This is a genomic window from Mesorhizobium sp. M0217 (assembly GCF_040321955.1).
GTDB lineage: Bacteria > Pseudomonadota > Alphaproteobacteria > Rhizobiales > Rhizobiaceae > Mesorhizobium.
In genome coordinates, this window is sequence record NZ_JAMYSN010000007.1 from 190,469 (window position 1) to 209,803 (window position 19,335).

Annotated in this window: 12 protein-coding genes; 1 reads left to right on the plus strand and 11 read right to left on the minus strand. The window is 65.1% G+C overall.

Annotated elements, in window-relative coordinates; translation table 11 throughout:
- Positions 1-51 precede the first annotated feature (51 nt).
- The 11 genes from addA to NKJ18_RS14770 all read right to left on the minus strand — a co-directional run bounded on the left by addA (position 52) and on the right by NKJ18_RS14770 (position 17,315).
- Positions 52-3,570, minus strand: coding sequence for a double-strand break repair helicase AddA (gene addA / locus NKJ18_RS14720; RefSeq protein WP_023744913.1), 3,519 nt, complete (start codon positions 3,568-3,570; stop codon positions 52-54).
- Positions 3,567-6,704, minus strand: coding sequence for a double-strand break repair protein AddB (gene addB, locus NKJ18_RS14725; protein WP_352758519.1), 3,138 nt, complete (start codon positions 6,702-6,704; stop codon positions 3,567-3,569). The genes addA and addB overlap by 4 nt, the downstream gene beginning before the upstream one ends.
- Positions 6,701-7,405 carry a nucleotidyltransferase family protein gene (locus NKJ18_RS14730; RefSeq protein WP_027049083.1) on the minus strand — a complete coding sequence of 235 codons (705 nt, stop codon included), beginning with the start codon at positions 7,403-7,405 and terminating at the stop codon, positions 6,701-6,703. The genes addB and NKJ18_RS14730 overlap by 4 nt, the downstream gene beginning before the upstream one ends.
- Before the next feature lie 14 nt (positions 7,406-7,419).
- A complete protein-coding gene (gene tsaE / locus NKJ18_RS14735) occupies positions 7,420-8,931 on the minus strand; it encodes a tRNA (adenosine(37)-N6)-threonylcarbamoyltransferase complex ATPase subunit type 1 TsaE (protein WP_023672299.1) in 1,512 nt (503 codons plus the stop codon).
- An 8-nt stretch (positions 8,932-8,939) separates the two neighbouring features.
- Positions 8,940-11,504: a sensor histidine kinase gene (locus NKJ18_RS14740; protein ID WP_023672300.1), complete on the minus strand. Its 2,565-nt coding sequence runs from the start codon at positions 11,502-11,504 to the stop codon at positions 8,940-8,942.
- A 308-nt stretch (positions 11,505-11,812) separates the two neighbouring features.
- Entirely contained in the window at positions 11,813-13,213 is a 1,401-nt protein-coding gene (gene ahcY / locus NKJ18_RS14745) for an adenosylhomocysteinase (protein WP_352758521.1), read from the minus strand.
- 207 nt (positions 13,214-13,420) lie between these two features.
- On the minus strand, positions 13,421-13,711 hold the full coding sequence (locus NKJ18_RS14750) for an HPr family phosphocarrier protein (protein ID WP_023672303.1): 291 nt from the start codon (positions 13,709-13,711) through the stop codon (positions 13,421-13,423).
- Positions 13,708-14,109, minus strand: coding sequence for a PTS sugar transporter subunit IIA (locus NKJ18_RS14755; RefSeq protein ID WP_023672304.1), 402 nt, complete (start codon positions 14,107-14,109; stop codon positions 13,708-13,710). Before NKJ18_RS14755 ends, NKJ18_RS14750 begins: the two co-directional genes overlap by 4 nt.
- A 164-nt stretch (positions 14,110-14,273) precedes the next feature.
- Complete coding sequence (locus tag NKJ18_RS14760; protein WP_352758522.1) at positions 14,274-14,735, minus strand: HPr kinase/phosphorylase; 462 nt, start codon at positions 14,733-14,735, stop codon at positions 14,274-14,276.
- Between the two features lie 12 nt (positions 14,736-14,747).
- Entirely contained in the window at positions 14,748-16,529 is a 1,782-nt protein-coding gene (locus NKJ18_RS14765; RefSeq protein WP_023672307.1) for a sensor histidine kinase, read from the minus strand.
- Between the two features lie 84 nt (positions 16,530-16,613).
- Positions 16,614-17,315, minus strand: a complete 702-nt coding sequence (locus NKJ18_RS14770; protein WP_010912942.1) for a response regulator transcription factor — start codon at positions 17,313-17,315, stop codon at positions 16,614-16,616.
- A gap of 346 nt (positions 17,316-17,661) precedes the next feature.
- Between NKJ18_RS14770 and NKJ18_RS14775 the strand changes: the two genes are divergently transcribed.
- Complete coding sequence (locus NKJ18_RS14775) at positions 17,662-19,272, plus strand: phosphoenolpyruvate carboxykinase (protein ID WP_352758523.1); 1,611 nt, start codon at positions 17,662-17,664, stop codon at positions 19,270-19,272.
- Positions 19,273-19,335 lie beyond the last annotated feature (63 nt).

Sequence of the window (19,335 nt, forward strand, 5' to 3'; positions counted from 1 at the left end):
TCTCGCACCAAATGTGGTGGTTCAGCAGCCCTTCTTCAAGCAGAACTTGTGTCACGCTCCCGTGAGTCGGGCAAGGGCGTCATCCATCGCTTGCACCGGCAGTTCGATAAGCCTCGGTGCCTCGGTGAACAGCAGTGCTGCCGTCACCGCGCGGCCGGGGTAAAGCGGCTGGAGCAGCGCGCGGTAGAGCGCCAGCTGCAGGATATAGGCCGGCGGCACCTGGGCCAGGCCTGCGGGCGCCGGCCGGTTGGTCTTGTAGTCGACGATCGATACGCGCCCGGGCGTCACCGCCAGCCGGTCGATCTTGCCGGAGATCGAGCGCAGCCTGCCCTTGACCTCAAGGCTGCCCATCACAGCAACTTCGGCGCGGGACGACGGCGAAAACAGCCCGGCAAAACGCGAATCTCTGAGGATCGCCATCACCGAAGCCAGCGCCTTGTTGCGCTCGGCCTCCGGCCAGTCGGCGCCGGCTCGAATGAGATACTGCGCCGCCGCGCCTTGCCGTTCGTCTTCGGCAAAACCGGGCAGCATCTGCAGCAGCTTGTGCAGCGCCAGCCCGCGCATCACCGCAAAGCCCGGCTCCGCCTCGCTGTCCAGCACCGGCGAGCGGGTATCGACAACAGCTTCCTTGGCCTCGTCGATCAGCGCCGACGCGCCGGAAGGCGACAGCGGGCGCGGCAGCTCCTCATAAGGCGGCAAGGGCCGGAACAAGCCCACCGGCAGCGGCGGCACCTGTTGCGGCAGCCGCGACTCGTCGGCTGCCGCTTGCGCCACCGGCGGAAGCTTGGTCATGACGAAACGGTGCACCGGCTCGCTGCTGGCGGGGTGGCGGCGCTCCGTGCTTTCCGGCGCGGCAAGCAGCGCGCGGCTGACAATCGAATGCCAGGTGCCGGTGCTGGGCTGACGCTTGCCGTGATAGCCGCAGACGATCAGCCGGTCCTCGGCGCGCGTCATGCCGACATAGAGCAGCCGCCGGTATTCGTCGTCGGCAAGCTCCCGCGCCCTGGCCGAGGCCGCCTTGGAGAAGCCGTTGGCGACATCGGCGGCCGAGCGCCAGAGATAGCCCTTGCCGTCGAAATTGCGGCCCGAAGCGTCGAACGGCATGAGCCGCGGCAGATGCTGGTCGCTGAACGGCGCCGAACCGCCATCGACCAGGAAGACAACAGGCGCTTCCAGGCCCTTGGCGGCATGCACGGTCATGACGCGGACCTCGTCGCGCGTCTGGTCCATCTCGCGCTTGATCTCCGGGCCGGTGTTTTCCAGCGTCGCCAGGAAAGCCTCCAGCCCCGGCAAGCCGGTGCGTTCTTCGGCCAGACAGAAACTCAGGAACTCGTCGAGAATATCGCCGGCTTCCGGTCCAAGCCGGGCGATCATCTTCTTGCGCAGGCCGTCGCGCGCCAGCACCCCGGCGTAGAATTCGAACACCGGCCGGAACGCCGCCTCGTTGGCCCAGCCGTCGAGCCGGGCAACGACATCGGTCAGCGCGGTATTGTCGCCAGCATGCTGGCGTAATGAGGCGATCAGCGATGTTCCGGCTGGCCGTCCGGCGCCAAGCGTAAAAAGCGTCTCCTCCGACACGTCGAAAACCGGGCTGCGCAGCACGGCGGCGAGCGACAGGTCATCCTGCGGCTGGATGAGGAAATGGCCGAGTGCGATCAGGTCCTTGACCGCGATGTGGCCGGGCAGGCTCAGCCGGTCGGCGCCGGCGACGGGAATATCGCGGTCCTTCAGCGCGCGCGACAGCGCATGGACGAAGCGGTCGCGCTTGCGCACCAGCACAAGAATGTCGCCGGCCCTCAGCCTGCGTCCCTTGCCCTCGATGATCTCGCGGTCCTTGAGCCAGGTCTGGATGGTCGCAGCCACGTGCTCGGCCACCCGCACAGCCGGCGCGCTGGCATGATTGACCGGCAACGTCCAGTCGTCGGGCTCCTCGACGGCGTCAGCGCCGAGCGACGGCCAGACCTCGACATAGCCAGGCGCGTCGTTGCGGATCGCCTTGTGGTCGAGCGGATCGGGGTCGTGGCTGATGCCGCGCCGCACGCCCGGATCGGCAAAGACGCGGTCGACTGCGGCAAGCACGTCGTCGGTCGAACGGAACGACCAGGTCAGTTTCAGGTCGGCAAACGAAGCATTGGCTGCGTTCACGCGTCCGGAAAACAAGAGCCGGCTGTCGGCAAAGGAATCCGGTGCGGCACCCTGGAAGGAATAGATCGACTGCTTTTCGTCGCCGACGGCAAACACCGTGCGATTGGCCGTGCCGCGCTGGCCGTGGCCGGCAAAGAACTCCTCCGCCAGCCGCTTCACCACCTCCCATTGGTCGGGGCTGGTGTCCTGCGCCTCGTCGAGCAGGATGTGGTCGATGCCCTGGTCGAGCTTGTACTGCACCCAGGGGCCGGCATCGGGCCGCGCCAGAAGGTTGACGGTGCGGGTGATGAGGTCGTTGAAATCGAGAAAGCCGCGGCTGCGCTTCAGGCGCTCGTACCGCACGATCAGCCAGTCGGCTATGGTCAACGCCGCGACCGTGCCTTCCAGCATCCGGAACAGCGCCAGCCGGTCGGAGACGTCTGTTATCGACTTGACGGCCGCCAGATAGCGCTCGGGAAGGTCGGGCAGCCGGCCGAGCAGCGCCTTCTTGAACAACTTTGAGGGATCATAGGGGTCGCCATCGGCCTTGAGAAAGGCTTTGCCGAGCATCTGCAGCCGGCGGGTCGGGTCCGTCTCGGCAAAGGCCAACCGGGCATAGGGCAAGAGATTGTTGAGCACGGTGCGGGCGTCGGCGGCCTCGGCGGCACTGGCGAACACTGCAAAGAAGTCCGGCAGGAAACCCGGCAGCGGCCATACCGATGCCGCTATGTCTTCGGCGCTCCGCCCGGGGCGAAAATGGAATTCGTCGAACAGGGCCTGAAAGCCGCCGCCGTCGCGCCGGACCGCACCGATGAAGCCGCGTAAGCCGTCGCGCTTGCGCACGATTTCGGCGAGCAGCGCATCGAGTCCGTGTTCGCCGCCGCGCTCCAGCACGGTGGCAAAGGCCTCGGCCAGTCCGGTGTCTCCGGCTGACGTGCCCGAAATCATGTCCCGGCGGGCGCCAGCAAACAGCGAGGCCTCCATCTGCGGATCGAGCATTTCGAAATGCGCCGGGATGTTGGCCTCCAGCGGAAACTGGTGCAGCACCGATTCGCAGAAGGCGTGGATGGTCTGGATCTTCAGCCCGCCCGGCGTTTCCAGCGCTTCGGCAAACAGCCGGCGCGCCCGCCGCATCGTGTCGCGGTCGGGTCGGCGGCCGTCCACCGCCTCAATCTTTGTGGCAAGCTCGGCATCGCCGAGCGCCGTCCATTCCGACAGGGTCGAGAACACGCGGTTCGACATGTTGGCGGCGGCCGCCCGCGTATAGGTCAGGCACAGGATCTTCGACGGATCGGTGCCGTTGAGCAGCAGCCGGATGACGCGCTGGGCCAGCACATGCGTCTTGCCCGAGCCGGCATTGGCGGACACCCAGGCCGAGTTCTTCGGGTCGGAGGCGCGCGCCTGGCTGGCGGCGGTTTCGCTGGGGATGGGATAGGCTTTTTTCATGCCTCCCCCGCCTCGTCATCGCTGTCGCCGCCGGCCGACCATTCGAGCACGCGCGCCAGATGGTCGTAATCGCCATCGCTCTCGCCCTCGCGAAAAGGCAGCGCCCGCGACAGATAGCCGGTCGTCGGATCGGCATAGTGGACCAGCAGCTTTTCCAACCGCGCCCAAGCCTCCTCGGCGAGGTCTTCGGCGGTCCGAGGCTGGCGGTTGTAGTCGAGGATGGATTCCTCGAACACTTCGCCATTCGGCTTCAGCCGCACGAATGCGAGCTGGGAGGGCTCGCGCGCGCCAAGCCCCTTGAAGGCGCCGCGCCGGAGCAGCGCCCCTTCGAGCGCCAGCTGTGGCGCCAGCAGCGTGTGGGCCTGCGCCTTGGACGGGGACGAGCCGGTCTTGTAGTCGAGAATGTCGGCCATGCCACCGGCCAAAAGGTCGACGCGGTCGGCATAGCCGGACAGCGTCACGCCGGTGCGGCCGACAGCGGTCTTTTCGGCGCGCTCCTCGGCATGCCGCCGGGCGACGGCGGGAGCGCGGCCGCGCTCCCATTCGATGATGTTGGCGGCAAGCTTTTCGAAGCGCGGCCACCACACAGCCTCGACATCGGCGGGCAGGGCGATCTCGGCAAAGCAGGTCCGGCCGGCGGCGATAAGGCGCTCCAGGGCTTCCGGCGCGCGCGGGTCCGCAACCTCTGTCGAGAACAGATGCAGGATGTCATGAAACAGCGTGCCGCGCTCGGCCGCGCCGGGATCGCGGATCACCGGCTCGAGCGGCAGAAGGCTCAGAATACGCCTTGCATAGACCGCATAGGGGTCGCGTCGCAACGTCTCGATCTCGGTCACCGAGAAGTGGGTGGGCCGCATGCTCAGCGGCGGTTTCGGCTGCGGTCGCGGCGCGAAATGCTGCCGCTCGCCGGCATCGAGCGCGCGCGCCCAGGCAAGCAATTCGTCGCCGCGTCCGCGCAGTGCGGCTGCAGGATCCTTGCCGATGAAGGTGAGGATGCGCTGCAGCCAGCGCGAAGGCACCGCCGGTGCGTCGCTGGCGCGGGCGGAGCGCGTCAGCACCACCTTTTTCGCCCCCATCGCCATCTGGAAGTCGTGGGCGGCAAGGCCGATACGGCGCTCTGGCGGCTCGAGATCGATGCCGGTCTTCATCAACCGCGACATGAAGCGATCGCTTTCCGGCTTGCGTGGCCACACGCCTTCGTTCAGCCCGCCAATGACAAGCGTGTCGACATTCTGCAGCCGTGCCTCCAGCGCGCCCCATATCGCGATGTTGCGGTCTGTGCCTTGCCCCGGCTTGACCGTTTCCGGTGCTACCAGCGCGTCCATCACATCAGGCCATTCGTCGGCCGGGAAGTCGAACGATGCAGACGCGGCGACCACACCGCGCAGCAGCTCGGCGAGTTTCTCGCCGGCGTCGCCGGCATAAAATTCAGCCAGGCTGCCCTCCGCCGTGCGGCCGAGATTTTCCAGCGCGGCGACGCTCGCTCTGGTCAACGCGACGAGATCGGCATTCTCTTCACCGCGAAAGGCGGTCAGCGGCGCCAGCGCCGCCACAAGCCGGCTCAGCAGCTCGCGGGCATCGTCGATGCCGCGCACGCTCAGGCGCGAAAACCAGAAGGGCTGGCGCTTGTCCCCGCTCAGCCCGGCGAGACGCTCCTCGAACAGTGCTGGCAAGGCGGCGATGTCGGGGCGTCCGGTGCCGCCGCGCAGCGCCACGAGTTCGATGAGCTCGGCGGCATGGCGCACGCCGGTGCGCTCAAGTCCGAGCCCGAGCAGCGGATGCTTGAGCAGCGACAAAAGGCCGACGGGATCGCCCGGCCGGAATACCGCGTGAAGTGTGAGCCGCAGCAGGCTGGCTGCAGGCGTGTTGGCGAGCGGCGTGCCGCCGGAATCGTCGGCGATCACGCCGAAGCGCAACAGCTCGGCCGAGACGCGCCGCGCCAGCCCGCGGTCGCCGGTAACGAGCGCTGCCCTGTGCCCCGGCTGTTCCACGGCGGTTTTCAGCGCGATGGCGATCGCCGCCGCCTCGTCGCGTTCGCTGGCGGCTTCGACCAGCGTCACGTCGGCGAAGGCCTCGGCGATGTCTACGGCGTTGAAGCATATGCGGGTCTCGGCCCATAATTCCGTGGTCTCGGCCGGCCGCAGCGCCTCGCCGACAAGGGCCGCGCGGAGCGCCAGTGCGGGCTCGGCGGAGACCACTTCCTCGACATCGCCACGCAGCACGCCAATCTTGCCGATCAGCTTGGCCATGCCGTATTGCGGGTGGCCAAGCAGTGCCGGCCGCGCACCGGGCGCCCCAATCGCGGCAAAAGACGGTTCGTCCAGCATCCCATCGAGCCCGGGCAGCACCACGGCGCCGTTGGGCAGGCTGGCGACCGTGGCAAGCAGTTCGGCCGTGGCGGGAATAGAGCCCGTCGAGCCGGCGGCGATCACCGGGCCTTTGGGCGGGTTGCGTTCCAGCCGCTTCGCCTCGCGCCGGATCAGCGCATTGCGGTGCGCGGCCGGGTTGGAGCGGTCGCGCTCCTCCAGCAATTTCGGCCAGGCCTCGGTGACGATACGGAGGAAATCGAGCGTCACAAGCCACCATCCGGCAAGATTGCCGGTGACCAGATCGGCAAGCCTGGTCCAGTCCGTGCCTTCGGTTTCGATCTCGTCCATCAGCCGGGCGAGGTCGCGCGCCAGCCAGATCGCATCGGCGGCGGAGGCCGGCACGACGATCTCTTCGTTGAACATATCAAGGACATGCGCCGGCAAGGTGCGCTTCCAGGCCCGCACCAGCGGCGCCAGTAGCAGCAGGCGTTCGATGGCTGCGATCGGCGGCGCCATTTCAAGCTCGGTCGGCGTGCCGGCGTCGAAGGCGGCTTCGTCCTCGTCGAACTCTCCGAGCGGGCGGATGACCGGCAGGATCGCCGAACGGCGGCTCCCCCCCGGTCCCGAAAGCGCGTCGACAAAAGCGCCGCGCAGCGCACGGGCCGCGCGCCGTGTCGGCACATAGATGGTGACATCAGCCAGCGCCAGCGGATCGCCGTCGAACCGGAAGCCGGGCACCAGCCGTCCGGCCAGCAAGGCCTCGGCCAGAGTCGGCAGGAATGGCGCTCCGGGCGGGATCGAAAGAACGCGGCGCGCGCCGCTCATACCACCTTCGCGAGAGCTTCGGCGGCGGCCGCTTCCGCCTGCGGAATGGCGTCGGGAGTGCCGACGGTGATCCAGCTTCCGCGCATCTGCATGCCGAACAGACGGCCAGAGGCGATTGCCTTGTCGAAATGGGTGTTGAGCGAATGCGCCCCGGCCGGCGCATCCCTGAAGATGGCGGGATTGACGATTGCCGCTCCGGCATAGATCAACCCGGCCGGATCGCCTTTCGAGCGCCGCAGGCCGCCATCCGGCGCCATCAGGAAATCCGTGCCGACACCGTGTCCGGTGGCCGAGTCGAGATCGGTAAGCATCAGCAGAATATCCATTTTCGCGCCGTCCCATGCAAGGGCAAGGCGCTCGAGGCTGGGCTGGCCGCTGTCGATCCAGAACGTATCGGCGTTGATGATGTAGAAGGGGTCGCTGCCCAGCAGCGGCAATGCCTTGACGATGCCACCCGCCGAATTCAGCAGTGCGTCGCGCTCGTCGGAAATGACGATCTTTGGCGCCCGCCTGTGGGCGATATGGGCGACGATCTGGTCCGGCAGATAGTGCACGTTGACGATGGCTTTCTCGACGCCGGCCGCTTCGAGACTGTCCAGCCCCCAGTCGAGCAAGGTCCTGCCGGCGATCCGCACCAGCGGCTTCGGCATGGTGTCGGTGATCGGCCGCATGCGCTTGCCAAGACCAGCCGCCAGCACCATCGCTGTGGTCAAGGTCACGGGAGCCGTTCCTCCAGCAGGCCATGTGCCATGTAAAACTCCTTCAACTGAGCCAGCGCCGGGTGCGCCAGCGCCCGCCTGAGATAATCGCGGATGCGCGGCAGGTGTCGGAGATAATAGGGCTTGCCGTCGCGCTTTTCGAGCCGCACGAAAATGCCGAGGATCTTCGAATTGCGCTGCGCCGCCATGATCGCATAGGCCGCGCGGAAGGCGTCCTCATCGAAGCCGCCGGCGGCGTGGCGCGCAGCGACATAGGCGTCCACGGTCCGCTGCTCGATATCGGGCGAAACGGTGACGCGGGCATCCATGGCCAGCGACGCAACGTCATAGGCCGCCGGACCCATCAGCGCGTCCTGGACATCGACGATGCCCAGCCGGTCGTGGCCTTTGCGGTCACCGCGCCAGATGATGTTGGGCGAATGGAAGTCGCGCAGCATCAGCGTGTATTCCTGTGTGTCCAGCCGATCGAGAACCGCGTTCCATTCCCTGTGATAGCCGGCGCGTAAAGCCTCGCTTGCCGGGCTGCCGGTCACCATCGGCACATACCAATCGACCAAGAGATCGGCTTCGATCAGCATGGCGGCGCGATCGAAGGGCGGCACCTCGTGGAAGACGCCCGGCACGGCCTCCATGCGCTGCGGCCAGGTCTTCCCATGCATCATCGCCAGCAATTCGGCCGCTGCCGCGTAGCGCTCGGCCACCGGCTCATCATTGCCGTCGAGAAAACCTTCCGAGCCCAGATGCTCCAGCAGCAGAAAGCCCCGTTCGAGATCCTCGGCATGGATTTTTGGGACACTGACACCTTGCGCCAGCAGCGCCTTGTCGATGGCGACGAAAGCGGTGACCGACTGCGCCGTGTGGGCGATCACGGCATAGGGCTTGCCGTCGCGCACCGGCGGCCCCAGCACCAGCCTTGGCGAATTCATCAGCACGCGCGGCGCAAGGCCGGCGAGCGAAACAATCTCGTAAGAGCGCGCCGAGGCGTCGCCGACGAAATGGCGCCGCGCGGCGTCGCCCCAACCGGCCGTTTTGAGGAAATCGCGCATCGCCAGCGATCGGGCCACGCGTTCGAAGGCAACGCCTTGGCCCGATAGTTTCGCCAATCGTCCTTCGTCCTGATGGACGAGTTCGATCCAGATCGACGTTCTCGGAAGAGCGGCCTCCGCCCGTTCCGGCCACTCGACAAGGGCAGCGCCCTGCAGCAGCGCCTCGTCGAAACCCAGCTCGTCCATCTCGCCGGCCGAGGACAGGCGATAGAGATCGAAATGGTGCACGGGGATGCGCGTGTCGTAGCTTTGCACCAAGGTGAAGGTAGGGCTCGGCACATCGAGGCCGGCATCATCGGCCAGCGCCCTGATCAGGGCCCGCGCCAGCGTCGACTTGCCGGCGCCGAGATCGCCCTTGAGCGCCAGCACGTCGCCCGGCCGCAGCGCCATGGCCAGGTCTTCGCCGAGCCTTGCGGTCGCAGCCTCGTCGGCGAGAAAACGCTCCAGCACAACAACGGTCATCGAGCGCGCTACTCGGCCGCGGCGCGGATGCCCGACGGTGCATCGGGGAAGGTGCAGATGACGGTGGTGCCCTTGTCCTTGCCGGTCTCGATGCGCACGCTGCCGCCGTGCAGCTCGACAAAGCTCTTGACGATCGACAGGCCTAAGCCCGCACCGCGCCGGCGCCCGCCATTGGTGCGCGGCTCGAAGCGGCGGAACACCGAATCGAGCAGGTCCGGCGGCATGCCGGGGCCGTTGTCATGGACGGAGAATTCCACACCTTGCTCCAAATGCCGGCAGGCAAGCGTGATAGTGCTCGCCTCCGGCGCGTAATTGGCGGCGTTGCTGAGCAGATTGTAGAGGATCTGGCGAACCCGGGTCTCGTCGCCGTGAAAACTCTTCGGCGCCGCAGCGGCGTCGATCCGGAGCTTGATCGAATGCTCTTGCAGCCGGTCGGCGACCAGTTCGGCCGCGGCCTCGATGGTGCGCTCGACGCTTACTTCCGAAATGTCGAGCTGCATGATGCCGGCGTCGACGGTGGCGAGGTCGAGTATGTCGTTGACGATGGTGAGCAGCACCGAGGATGACGAGCCGACATGCTCGACATATTCGCGCTGCTTTGGGCTGAGCGGCCCGGTCGCCGGCAGCGACAGAAGCTCGGTGAAGCCGATGATGTTGGTCAGCGGCGAGCGCAGCTCGTAGGAGACATGCTGCACGAACTCGTTCTTCAGCTGGTCGGATTTCTGCAGCGCTTCGTTCTTGTCCTTCAGCGCGCGCTCGACATTGACGCTGTCGGTGACGTCCACAAAGGTCATCATCACCTGGCCGTTGGGCAGCGGGATGACGGCGTAGCTGAGCACTGTGCCGTTCTTCAGTTCGGTCTGGCCATGGCGGTCGCGGCGCTCGTCGTCGAAACCGGTGATGGCGGCGACGAACCCGCCCCACGGGCTGTCGACGGCGCGCTGGTCGCTGAGATCGCGGATCGCCGAGACATGGACGTTGGGCTTGATCACATCCTGGCTCAGTCCCCACAGCGCGACAAAGGCCGGGTTCGACAGGCGCAGCCGCCCATCGGGACCGAACACGGCGACGCCTTCGGCCAAATTGTCGAGCGTTTCGCCCTGGACCCGCACCGCCGTCTGGTAGCGGCTTTCGAGGTCCATCTTCTCGGTCAGGTTCTCGAACACCCAGGTCACGCCGCCCTTCGGCTGCGGGTTGGCCACCACGCGGATGGTCTTGCCGTCGGGCAGATGCCACCAATGCTCTTGCGATTCCACCGCGCGGTAGGCGCCAAGCAGGCCTTCTTTCCAGCGCCGCCATTCCGGCTGCTCGGCGATCTTGCCTTCGCTGCGCAGCCGGTCGAGCAGCAGCGCATTGTCGGGCGCGCTGTGCAGGAAGCCCGGGTCCAGCCCCCACAGTTTCTGGAACGCCTGGTTGAAGAAGCGCAACTTCTCGTTGGCATCGAAGATCGCCACCGCCGTGTTGAGCTGGTCGAGCGTGTCGGCATGGCTGCGCACCGTGCGCTCATATTCGCCGCGAATGGTTTCGGTGGCGCTGGTGTCGCAGGCAAGACCGGCCGAGCCGTCGGCACCGGCGAAGTCGGTGACGGCGAACACCCGGCGGTCGCCCTCGATCACCGTCGACAGCGTCTGTTCGAAGATCGGGCGCGATTTGTGCTGCGCGGCGATCTGTTCGCGCGCCTGGGCGCCGAGGAATTCCTTGGCTTCGCGCACCGCGGTCTCGGCGTTCGGTGCCTCGACCGCTCCGGCATAGGCACGGTTGACCCATTTCAGCCGCCCGTCGGTGGCGCGCAGCCAGGCCGGCATCGGCAAGGCGTCGAGCAGGCCGATCATGGTCTCGTAGTCGGCGGCCAGCCGCTGGTTCTCGATCTTCAGCCTGGCTTGGCTCCTCTGAGTTTCCGACAGCGAGACGAAGCGCACCAGCACATGCGCGGCGCTCTTGCGGCCATGCACTTCAAGCGGCGCCCCGGCCTGCGATTCGATCACGAGATCAAAGGGTTTCGCTTTCTCGCGCAGACCAGCGACGGCATTTTCGAGCGCCGCCGCCGAGCGCGGCATCAGCCAGCGGCCGAAGGCGAGGAAGGCTGCACGGTCGTCCGGCGCACCGCTTTCCAGCGGCAGCGTGCCGATCAGCTCCGGCTTCTTGTTCTCCGACGCCCAGACGATGACGCGCTGGTCACGCAGATTGAGCAGCGCCTCGGAGCGCTGCAGCGCCGCATTGATGTCGGCAATGCGGGCTCTGAGTTCGACATTCTGCGCCGAGGTGCGGGCTCTTTCGCGGATCAGGAAGATGGCCGAGACCAGTGCCGCGCCCATGACGCCGACGAACATGGCGAGCTGGATGACTTCGACCGCGCTGACCGACAGTCCGGCCTTCTGCGCAATGGCCGGCTCGGCATGGGCGGCAAACGAGGTGAGCGGGCCGGCAAGAGCTGAGGTGGCAAGAAAGCCGGCGGTGCGGGCGCCAACGCGCCTCTTCAGGCCACCGCCTGTCGTGACGGAGCCATTGCTATCGGAATCGTCATGGCCGCCGGAAACGGCCGATCCCGCGCGAGGCGGGTTTTCCCCCGGCATGCCTTGGTCCTCTTCGCCGCCTGAATGCAAGACCGCCTAGATCAGGATCACGTTTGATGGAAACGCCCTTCTGACCTAACTCTTTTCTAAAGAGCATGATCTTTTCCGAAAACCGCTTCCCACTTTTCGCTGACGCGGTCCTTCGGTTCGAATCATGCTCTCGATGCGTACGCCGGCCTCGTCCCCGGCCCACGAATCAGCACAATAGCGCGTGCTGGAATCGGCGTGAAGAATCATCCGCGCAAAAAAGAAGCCGGGCGAAAAGTCAATCGCCCGGCTTCAATATCTAGTGGTAAACGCCGCTTTGGCTAATAGCGGTAGTGTTCCGGCTTGAACGGACCGTGCGGGGTCACGCCGATATAGGCGGCCTGTTCGCCGGAAAGTTCGGTCAGGCGGGCTCCAAGCTTGTCGAGATGCAGACGCGCCACCTTCTCGTCGAGGTGCTTGGGCAGCACATAGACCTGGTTCTGGTACTGGCCGGGCTTGGTGTAGAGCTCGATCTGCGCCAGCACCTGATTGGTGAACGAAGCCGACATCACGAAGCTCGGATGACCGGTCGCGTTGCCGAGGTTGAGCAGGCGCCCCTCGGACAGCAGGATCATCCGCTTGCCGTCCGGGAAGGTTATCATGTCGACCTGCGGCTTGACGTTGGTCCATTGCAGGTTGCGCAGCGACGCGACCTGGATCTCATTGTCGAAGTGGCCGATATTGCCGACGATCACCATGTCCTTCATCGAGCGCATGTGGTCGAGGGTGACGACATCCTTGTTGCCGGTGGTGGTGATGACGATGTCGGCGGTTGGTGCGGCATCTTCCAGCGTGACGACTTCAAAGCCGTCCATCGCCGCCTGCAGCGCGCAGATCGGATCGACTTCGGTGACCTTGACGCGGGCGCCGGCGCCCTTGAGCGAAGCCGACGAGCCCTTGCCGACGTCGCCATAGCCGCAGACGACCGCAACCTTGCCGGCCATCATGGTGTCGGTGCCGCGGCGGATGCCGTCGACCAGCGATTCCTTGCAGCCATATTTGTTGTCGAACTTCGACTTGGTGACCGAGTCGTTGACGTTGATCGCGGGGAACGGCAGCAGGCCCTTCTTCTGCAGCTGGTAGAGACGGTTGACGCCCGTCGTCGTCTCTTCGGTGACGCCGCGAATGGCTTCCTTCTGCTTGGTGAAGAAGCCGGGTGAGGCCTTCAGGCGCTTCTTGACCTGGGCGTAGAAGTATTCCTCTTCCTCGCTCTGCGGGTTGGACAGCACGTCCTCGCCGGCCTCGGCGCGGGCGCCGATCAGTATGTACATGGTGGCGTCGCCGCCATCGTCGAGGATCATGTTGGAGAGGCCGCCATCGGCCCACTGGAAGATCCTGTCGGTGTAGTCCCAATACTCCTCGAGCGACTCGCCCTTGACGGCGAACACCGGGATGCCGGCCTCGGCGATGGCTGCGGCCGCATGGTCCTGGGTCGAGAAGATGTTGCACGAGGCCCAGCGGATATCGGCGCCAAGCGCCTTCAGCGTCTCGATCAGCACCGCAGTCTGGATGGTCATGTGCAGCGAGCCGGTGATGCGCGCACCTTTCAACGGCTTCTTGTCGCCGAATTCCTCGCGGCAGGCCATCAGGCCCGGCATTTCGGTTTCGGCGATATCGAGTTCCTTGCGGCCCCAGCCGGCAAGCGAGATGTCGGCGACCACATAGTCCTTGCTACCTGTCATGGCAGTGCTCCGGTGTGATTTGTCTTCAGAATGCGCCTGCGCCACACGGCGCGTCGAAGGGCGCGGAATGCCGGCCTGACTAGCAGATCGCCGCCAAGACGACAATGGGATATAAAGAAATCTTTATGCGCGTATGTGTTTTACGGGGATGCATGCCGCCCAAAAGTATCCCGCGGTTTTGGGACAACGGCGTTCAAAGCAAAAACTTCAGCACTCTTCGCCGAAGCGCGAGGCGACCAGCTGCTCCAGCGCGTCCATCGCCGCTGCGGCTTCAGCGCCGCTGGCGGTGACGCGGATCGAATAACCGGGGCTCGCCGCCAGCATCATCAGCCCCATGATCGAGGTGCCGCCGACCTTGAGACCATCCTTCTCGACATGGACGGTGGCGTCGAAGCCGCTGGCGACCTGGACGAACTTCGCCGAGGCGCGCGCATGCAGGCCGCGCTGGTTGACGATCGGGAACTCGCGCACGATCTCACCGGGCGACAGCGCGTTCATTTGCTGCTCAGCAGCTGACTTGCGACGTTGATGTATTTGCGCCCCGCGGCCTGCGCCTCGTCGAGCGCGGTCGCCATGTTGTCGCCCTTGCGGATCGACGACAGCTTGATCAGCATCGGCAGGTTCATGCCGGCGATGACCTCGGTGCGACCGGATTCCATCACCGAAATGGCGAGGTTGGAAGGCGTGCCGCCGAACATATCGGTCAGAACGATGACGCCGGTCCCGGTGTCGACGCGGCCGACGGCGTCGACGATATCGCGCCGACGCTGCTCCATATCGTCATCGGCGCCGATTGCCACGGTTTCGAAATTGTCTTGTGGCCCCACGACATGTTCCACGGCATGGCGGAACTCGGCGGCCAGTTGACCGTGCGTTACAAGCACGAGTCCGATCATTCTATGGTGGCTCCCGTCATCGCCGCTTCACAGGCGCTTTTTATGCTCGCCGGCCATCCCAGGCGGCGGGAGCGCTATCTTGTCGACGCGCGGCGCGTTGACAAGCCCAAAATTGCGTCGGCCATGGCCAATTTGACGCATTGCAGCAAAAAACCGGCGGCGGATCATACGAAAGGCGCAATCGCCAGCCGCGCCATTACCGCCGGCAAAGCCGCAGTGACGTTGCGCTGAACGAGGTCGATGCGCGGCACCACACAGCCGGCAATGGTCGCGCTCGACTCTTCCTGGAAACGCTCCACAGCGTTTGCGGCAACCAGCTGGATCGTAAGGTCGATGACCCCAACAGGTTGGAACAAAAGCGGCTTCGGACCAAGTCCGGGCACCTCTGTGAGGCCGGCGATGCTGGCGGGCGCATGGCAGACCAGCCGCCCGAAACGCGCCGCGACAAACAGCTGGTCGTCGCCGATCAGCCGCGCAAACAGCCCGAGCCGGCTGAAATGGTCGATGAGCGCCAGCGCCAGCGTTGTCTTGCCCGAGCCGGACGGCCCGGTGATCAGGACGCCCCGCTCGCCAATCAGGACTGCGGTGGCATGGATGTTCTCGGGTTCCGCGGTGGGATCGGGCATGCGCAGCCGCGATCAGCCTTCGGCCGGCAGCGTAACGACGAAGCGCGCGCCCTTGATGTCGCCGGGCTTGGTGCCGGGGATGTTCTCGGCGGTCAGCGTGCCGCCATGGGCTTCGACGATCTGCCTGGATATCGACAGGCCAAGCCCCGAATTCTGGCCGAACGCCTCGCCCGCCGGGCGGTCGGTGTAGAAGCGCTCGAAGATGCGGTCGATGGCGTCGGCGCGGATTCCGGGGCCGTTGTCGTCGACGGTGACGATGTTGACCTTGCCCGAGCGTGCCAGGGAAATGGCGATATGGCCGTGGTCCTCCGGCACGAAGGAGCGGGCATTCTCGATCAGATTGGTGATGACCTGGCCGATCCTCAGATCATGGCCGGTGACGAAATAGCCTTTGACGCCTTGCGGCAGCTTGGCGGCCTTGAATTCGATCTCGACAGCCTTTTTGTTGCGCGTCGCTTCGCGCGACACGGCGACGAGATCGGTAATGAATTTCTTCAAATCGACCGTGGCGGCATCCTCACGCGCCAGTTCGGCGTCGAGGCGCGAGGCATCGGAAATGTCGGTGATCAGCCGGTCGAGACGCCGGACATCGTGCTGGATGATCTCCATCAGCCTGCCGCGTGAATTGTCGTTCTTGGCCAGCGGCAAGGTCTCCACCGCGCTGCGCAGCGAGGTCAGCGGGTTCTTCAGCTCGTGCGAGACATCGGCGGCGAAGCTTTCGATCGCCTCGATGCGGGCATAGAGCGCATTGGTCATGTCGCGCACCGCGACCGACAAATTGCCGATCTCGTCCTGGCGGTCGGAAAAGTCGGGGATCTCCTCGCGGCTCTTGACGCCGCGCCGCACCCGCACTGCCGCCGCCGATAGCCGGCGCAGCGGATTGGCGATGGTGGATGCGAGCAGCATCGACAGGATGGCGGTGACCAGGGCGGCGATGCCGAACACGCGCAAAATAGCCTTGCGCTCGGCGGCGACGATCTTGTCGATGTCGCCGCCTTCCGTCGACAGCATCAGCACGCCGAGAACGGCGCGGAAGCGCTGGATCGGCACCGCCACCGAAACGATCTGCTCGCCTTGTTCGCTCACCCGCACGATCGTCGATGGACTGCCGGTCAGCGCCTTGACCACTTCCGGGAAGGCCGCACCGTTGCCGCCGGGCTGCTCATGGTAGACGGGCAGGTCCTTGTTGCGGAAGAAGTCGAAGACGAATTTCTGCACGCGCTCCAGCATATCCGGCTGCTCGTCCTCGACCGGCGGCAGGTCGTAGCGCAGGATCTGGCCGCGCGAATAGAGATGGCGCGAATCGAGCAGCAGATTGGCGTCGCGGTCATAGATGCGGGCCCGGGTGCGCGTCGGCGAAATCAGCCGCCGCAGCACCGGCGCGACGCGCTCGGGATTGATCGGGAAATCCAGATTGTCGAGCTGGTCTGAGCCCGGCCCCAGGCTTTCACCGGCCTGCAGTTCGAGCAGTTTTTCCGGATCGATGCTGATCGAATCGGTCTCGACCGTTGCCGACGCGGCAATGGCGCCGGCGATGATCTCGCCCTGCGTCATCAGGCTTTCGACGCGGGCGTCGATCAGCCCGTCGCGGAAGGTGTTGAGATAGAGGATGCCGGTGACCAGCACGGCGAGGCCGGCCAGGTTGAGGAACAGGATGCGCCGGGTCAGGCTGGAAAAGATGTGGTGGCCGAGGAAGCGGCGCATCGGCACCGTCAACCTCGACAGGAATGCGGGCAGAATCCGCGACCGCCTGACAGCGCTCGTTCGTCTGCTCCGCTGTACATCCACTGCCATCGAATAGCAGCTCCCGCCTAGTCTTTGGTTTTATGCATGTCGTCGTCCCAAAAACGCGACCACTTTTGGGCGACATGCATCAACTCAAGCTTCGCGGAACCGGTATCCGACTCCGTAAAGGGTTTCGATCATTTCGAAGTCGTCATCGACGGCCTTGAACTTCTTGCGCAGCCGCTTGATGTGGCTATCGATGGTGCGGTCGTCGACATAGACCTGCTCATCATAGGCCGAATCCATCAGCGCATCACGGCTTTTTACCACGCCGGGGCGCTGCGCCAGCGAGTGCAGGATGAGAAATTCGGTGACCGTCAGCGTCACCGGCTCGCCCTTCCAGGTGCAGGTATGGCGTTCCTGGTCCATGACCAGCTGGCCGCGTTCCAGCGAACGGGCCTGCTGGCTGGGCGCCTTTGCCGCAGCTTCGCGGGCGCTGGCGCGGCGCAGCACGGCGCGCACCCGCTCGACCAGCAGGCGCTGCGAGAACGGTTTGCGGATGAAATCGTCGGCGCCCATCTTGAGGCCGAAAAGCTCATCGATCTCATCGTCCTTCGAGGTCAGGAAGATCACCGGTAGGTCGGACTTCTGCCGCATCCGGCGCAACAGCTCCATGCCGTCCATGCGCGGCATCTTGATGTCGAGGATGGCGAGATTCGGCGGCCGCGCCGCCAGGCCTTCCAGCGCCGACGCACCATCCGTGTAGGTCTCGACGCGATACCCCTCGGACTCGAGGGCGATCGACACCGATGTCAGAATGTTGCGGTCGTCATCGACAAGCGCGATTGTTGCCATTTCAAGCGGCTCCCTCATGAGCTGTCCCTTCTGTCTTAGAGAAGGGGCTTTTGCAGGACAAATTAGGTACAAAACGTGGCACAGGCTCCACCCGCTGTCGCGGACGGCTTGCCGGCGGCCCCATCGGAACCTCTACACGGGTTGGACGAACACTGTGTGCCAATCCTTTGGGCAACCACCGTGATTTTTTGCACATATAAACGATTTAAACAACTTTCAAAATTTTTAAATCGATTAATGATTTGATATCATTCGAGTTTTCTGGTTCTCACCGTCTCAGCCCCTAACGCGGGCTCGCCGGAAACGCGCCGGCAAAGTGCGGCGAATCCAGAAGAAGGGACCCTTGATGTCGGAAGTCGGCAAACGCAATTCTGCTTGCGCGATCGATCGTATCGGCCTGAAAACCACCGGCACGGTGCATTATAATTTTGGTGCGGCAGCCCTTTATGAGGCAGCGATCCGTCGTGGCGAGGCCCGGTTGACCGCCGGCGGCGCGCTGCTTGCCGAGACCGGCCAGCACACTGGCCGCTCGCCCAAGGACAAGTTTGTCGTCCGCGATGGCGCCACCGAGCCCCATGTCTGGTGGGACAACAACAAGGCGATTTCGGCGGGCCAGTTCGAAATGCTGCTCGCCGATTTCCTTGTCCACGCCGCGAATAGCGATCTCTATGTGCAGGACCTCGTCGGCGGCGCCGATGCCGAGCTGAAGCTGCCGACGCGGGTCATCACCGAATTCGCCTGGCACTCGCTGTTCATCCGCAATCTTTTGATCCGCCCGCAGGCCGCCGAGCTTGAGGATTTCGTGCCGGAGATGACGATCATCGACCTGCCGTCCTTCCGCGCCGATCCGGCCCGCCACGGCAGCCGCACCGAAACGGTGATTGCGGTCGATCTCACCCGCAAGATCGTGCTCATCGGCGGCACTTCCTATGCCGGCGAGATGAAGAAATCGGTGTTCACCATGCTCAACTATCTGCTGCCGGAAAAGGGCGTCATGCCGATGCACTGCTCGGCCAATGAGGGCCCGGGCGGCGACGCAGCGATCTTCTTCGGGCTTTCCGGGACGGGCAAGACGACGCTGTCGGCCGATCCGTCACGTACGCTCATCGGCGACGACGAGCACGGCTGGGGACCGCACGGCATCTTCAACTTCGAAGGCGGCTGCTACGCCAAGACGATCCGGCTGTCGGCCGAGGCCGAGCCGGAGATTTTCGCCACCACGCAGCGTTTCGGCACGGTGCTGGAAAATGTAGTGCTCAACGCCGACCGCGTGCCGGACTTCAACGACGGCCGGCTCACCGAAAACACGCGCTGCGCCTATCCGCTGGATTTCATCCCCAATGCCTCGAAGAGCGGACGGGCCAGCCACCCGAAAAACATCATCATGCTGACCGCCGATGCCTTCGGCATCATGCCGCCGATCGCCCGGCTGACCCCGGCGCAGGCGATGTACCACTTCCTCTCCGGCTACACCGCCAAGGTGGCCGGCACCGAGAAGGGCGTTACCGAGCCGGAAGCGACCTTCTCGACCTGCTTCGGCGCCCCGTTCATGCCGCGCCACCCCAAGGAATACGGCAATCTGCTGCGCGAGCTGATCGCCCGCCACGGCGCCGATTGCTGGCTGGTCAACACCGGCTGGACCGGCGGCGCCTACGGCACCGGCAAGCGCATGCCGATCAAGGCGACGCGCGCCTTGCTGGCCGCAGCGCTTGACGGTTTGTTGAAGGCGTCCGGTTTCCGCACCGACGCCAATTTCGGCTTCGAGGTGCCGGTTGCTGTGCCTGGCGTCGACAGCGCCATTCTCGACCCGCGTTCGACCTGGGCTGACAAGGCAGCCTATGACCGGCAGGCAGCGCGATTGGTCGGCATGTTCGCCGTCAACTTCGAGAAATTCGAGAGCCATGTCGATGCCGTCGTGCTCGGCGCAGCACCCCGCCTGCAGGAAGCTGCGGAATAGTCGAGGCGTCTTCACCGAAGCATCCTTGAAAGGCGCGATCTCGATCGGGCCTTTTCTTTTTTG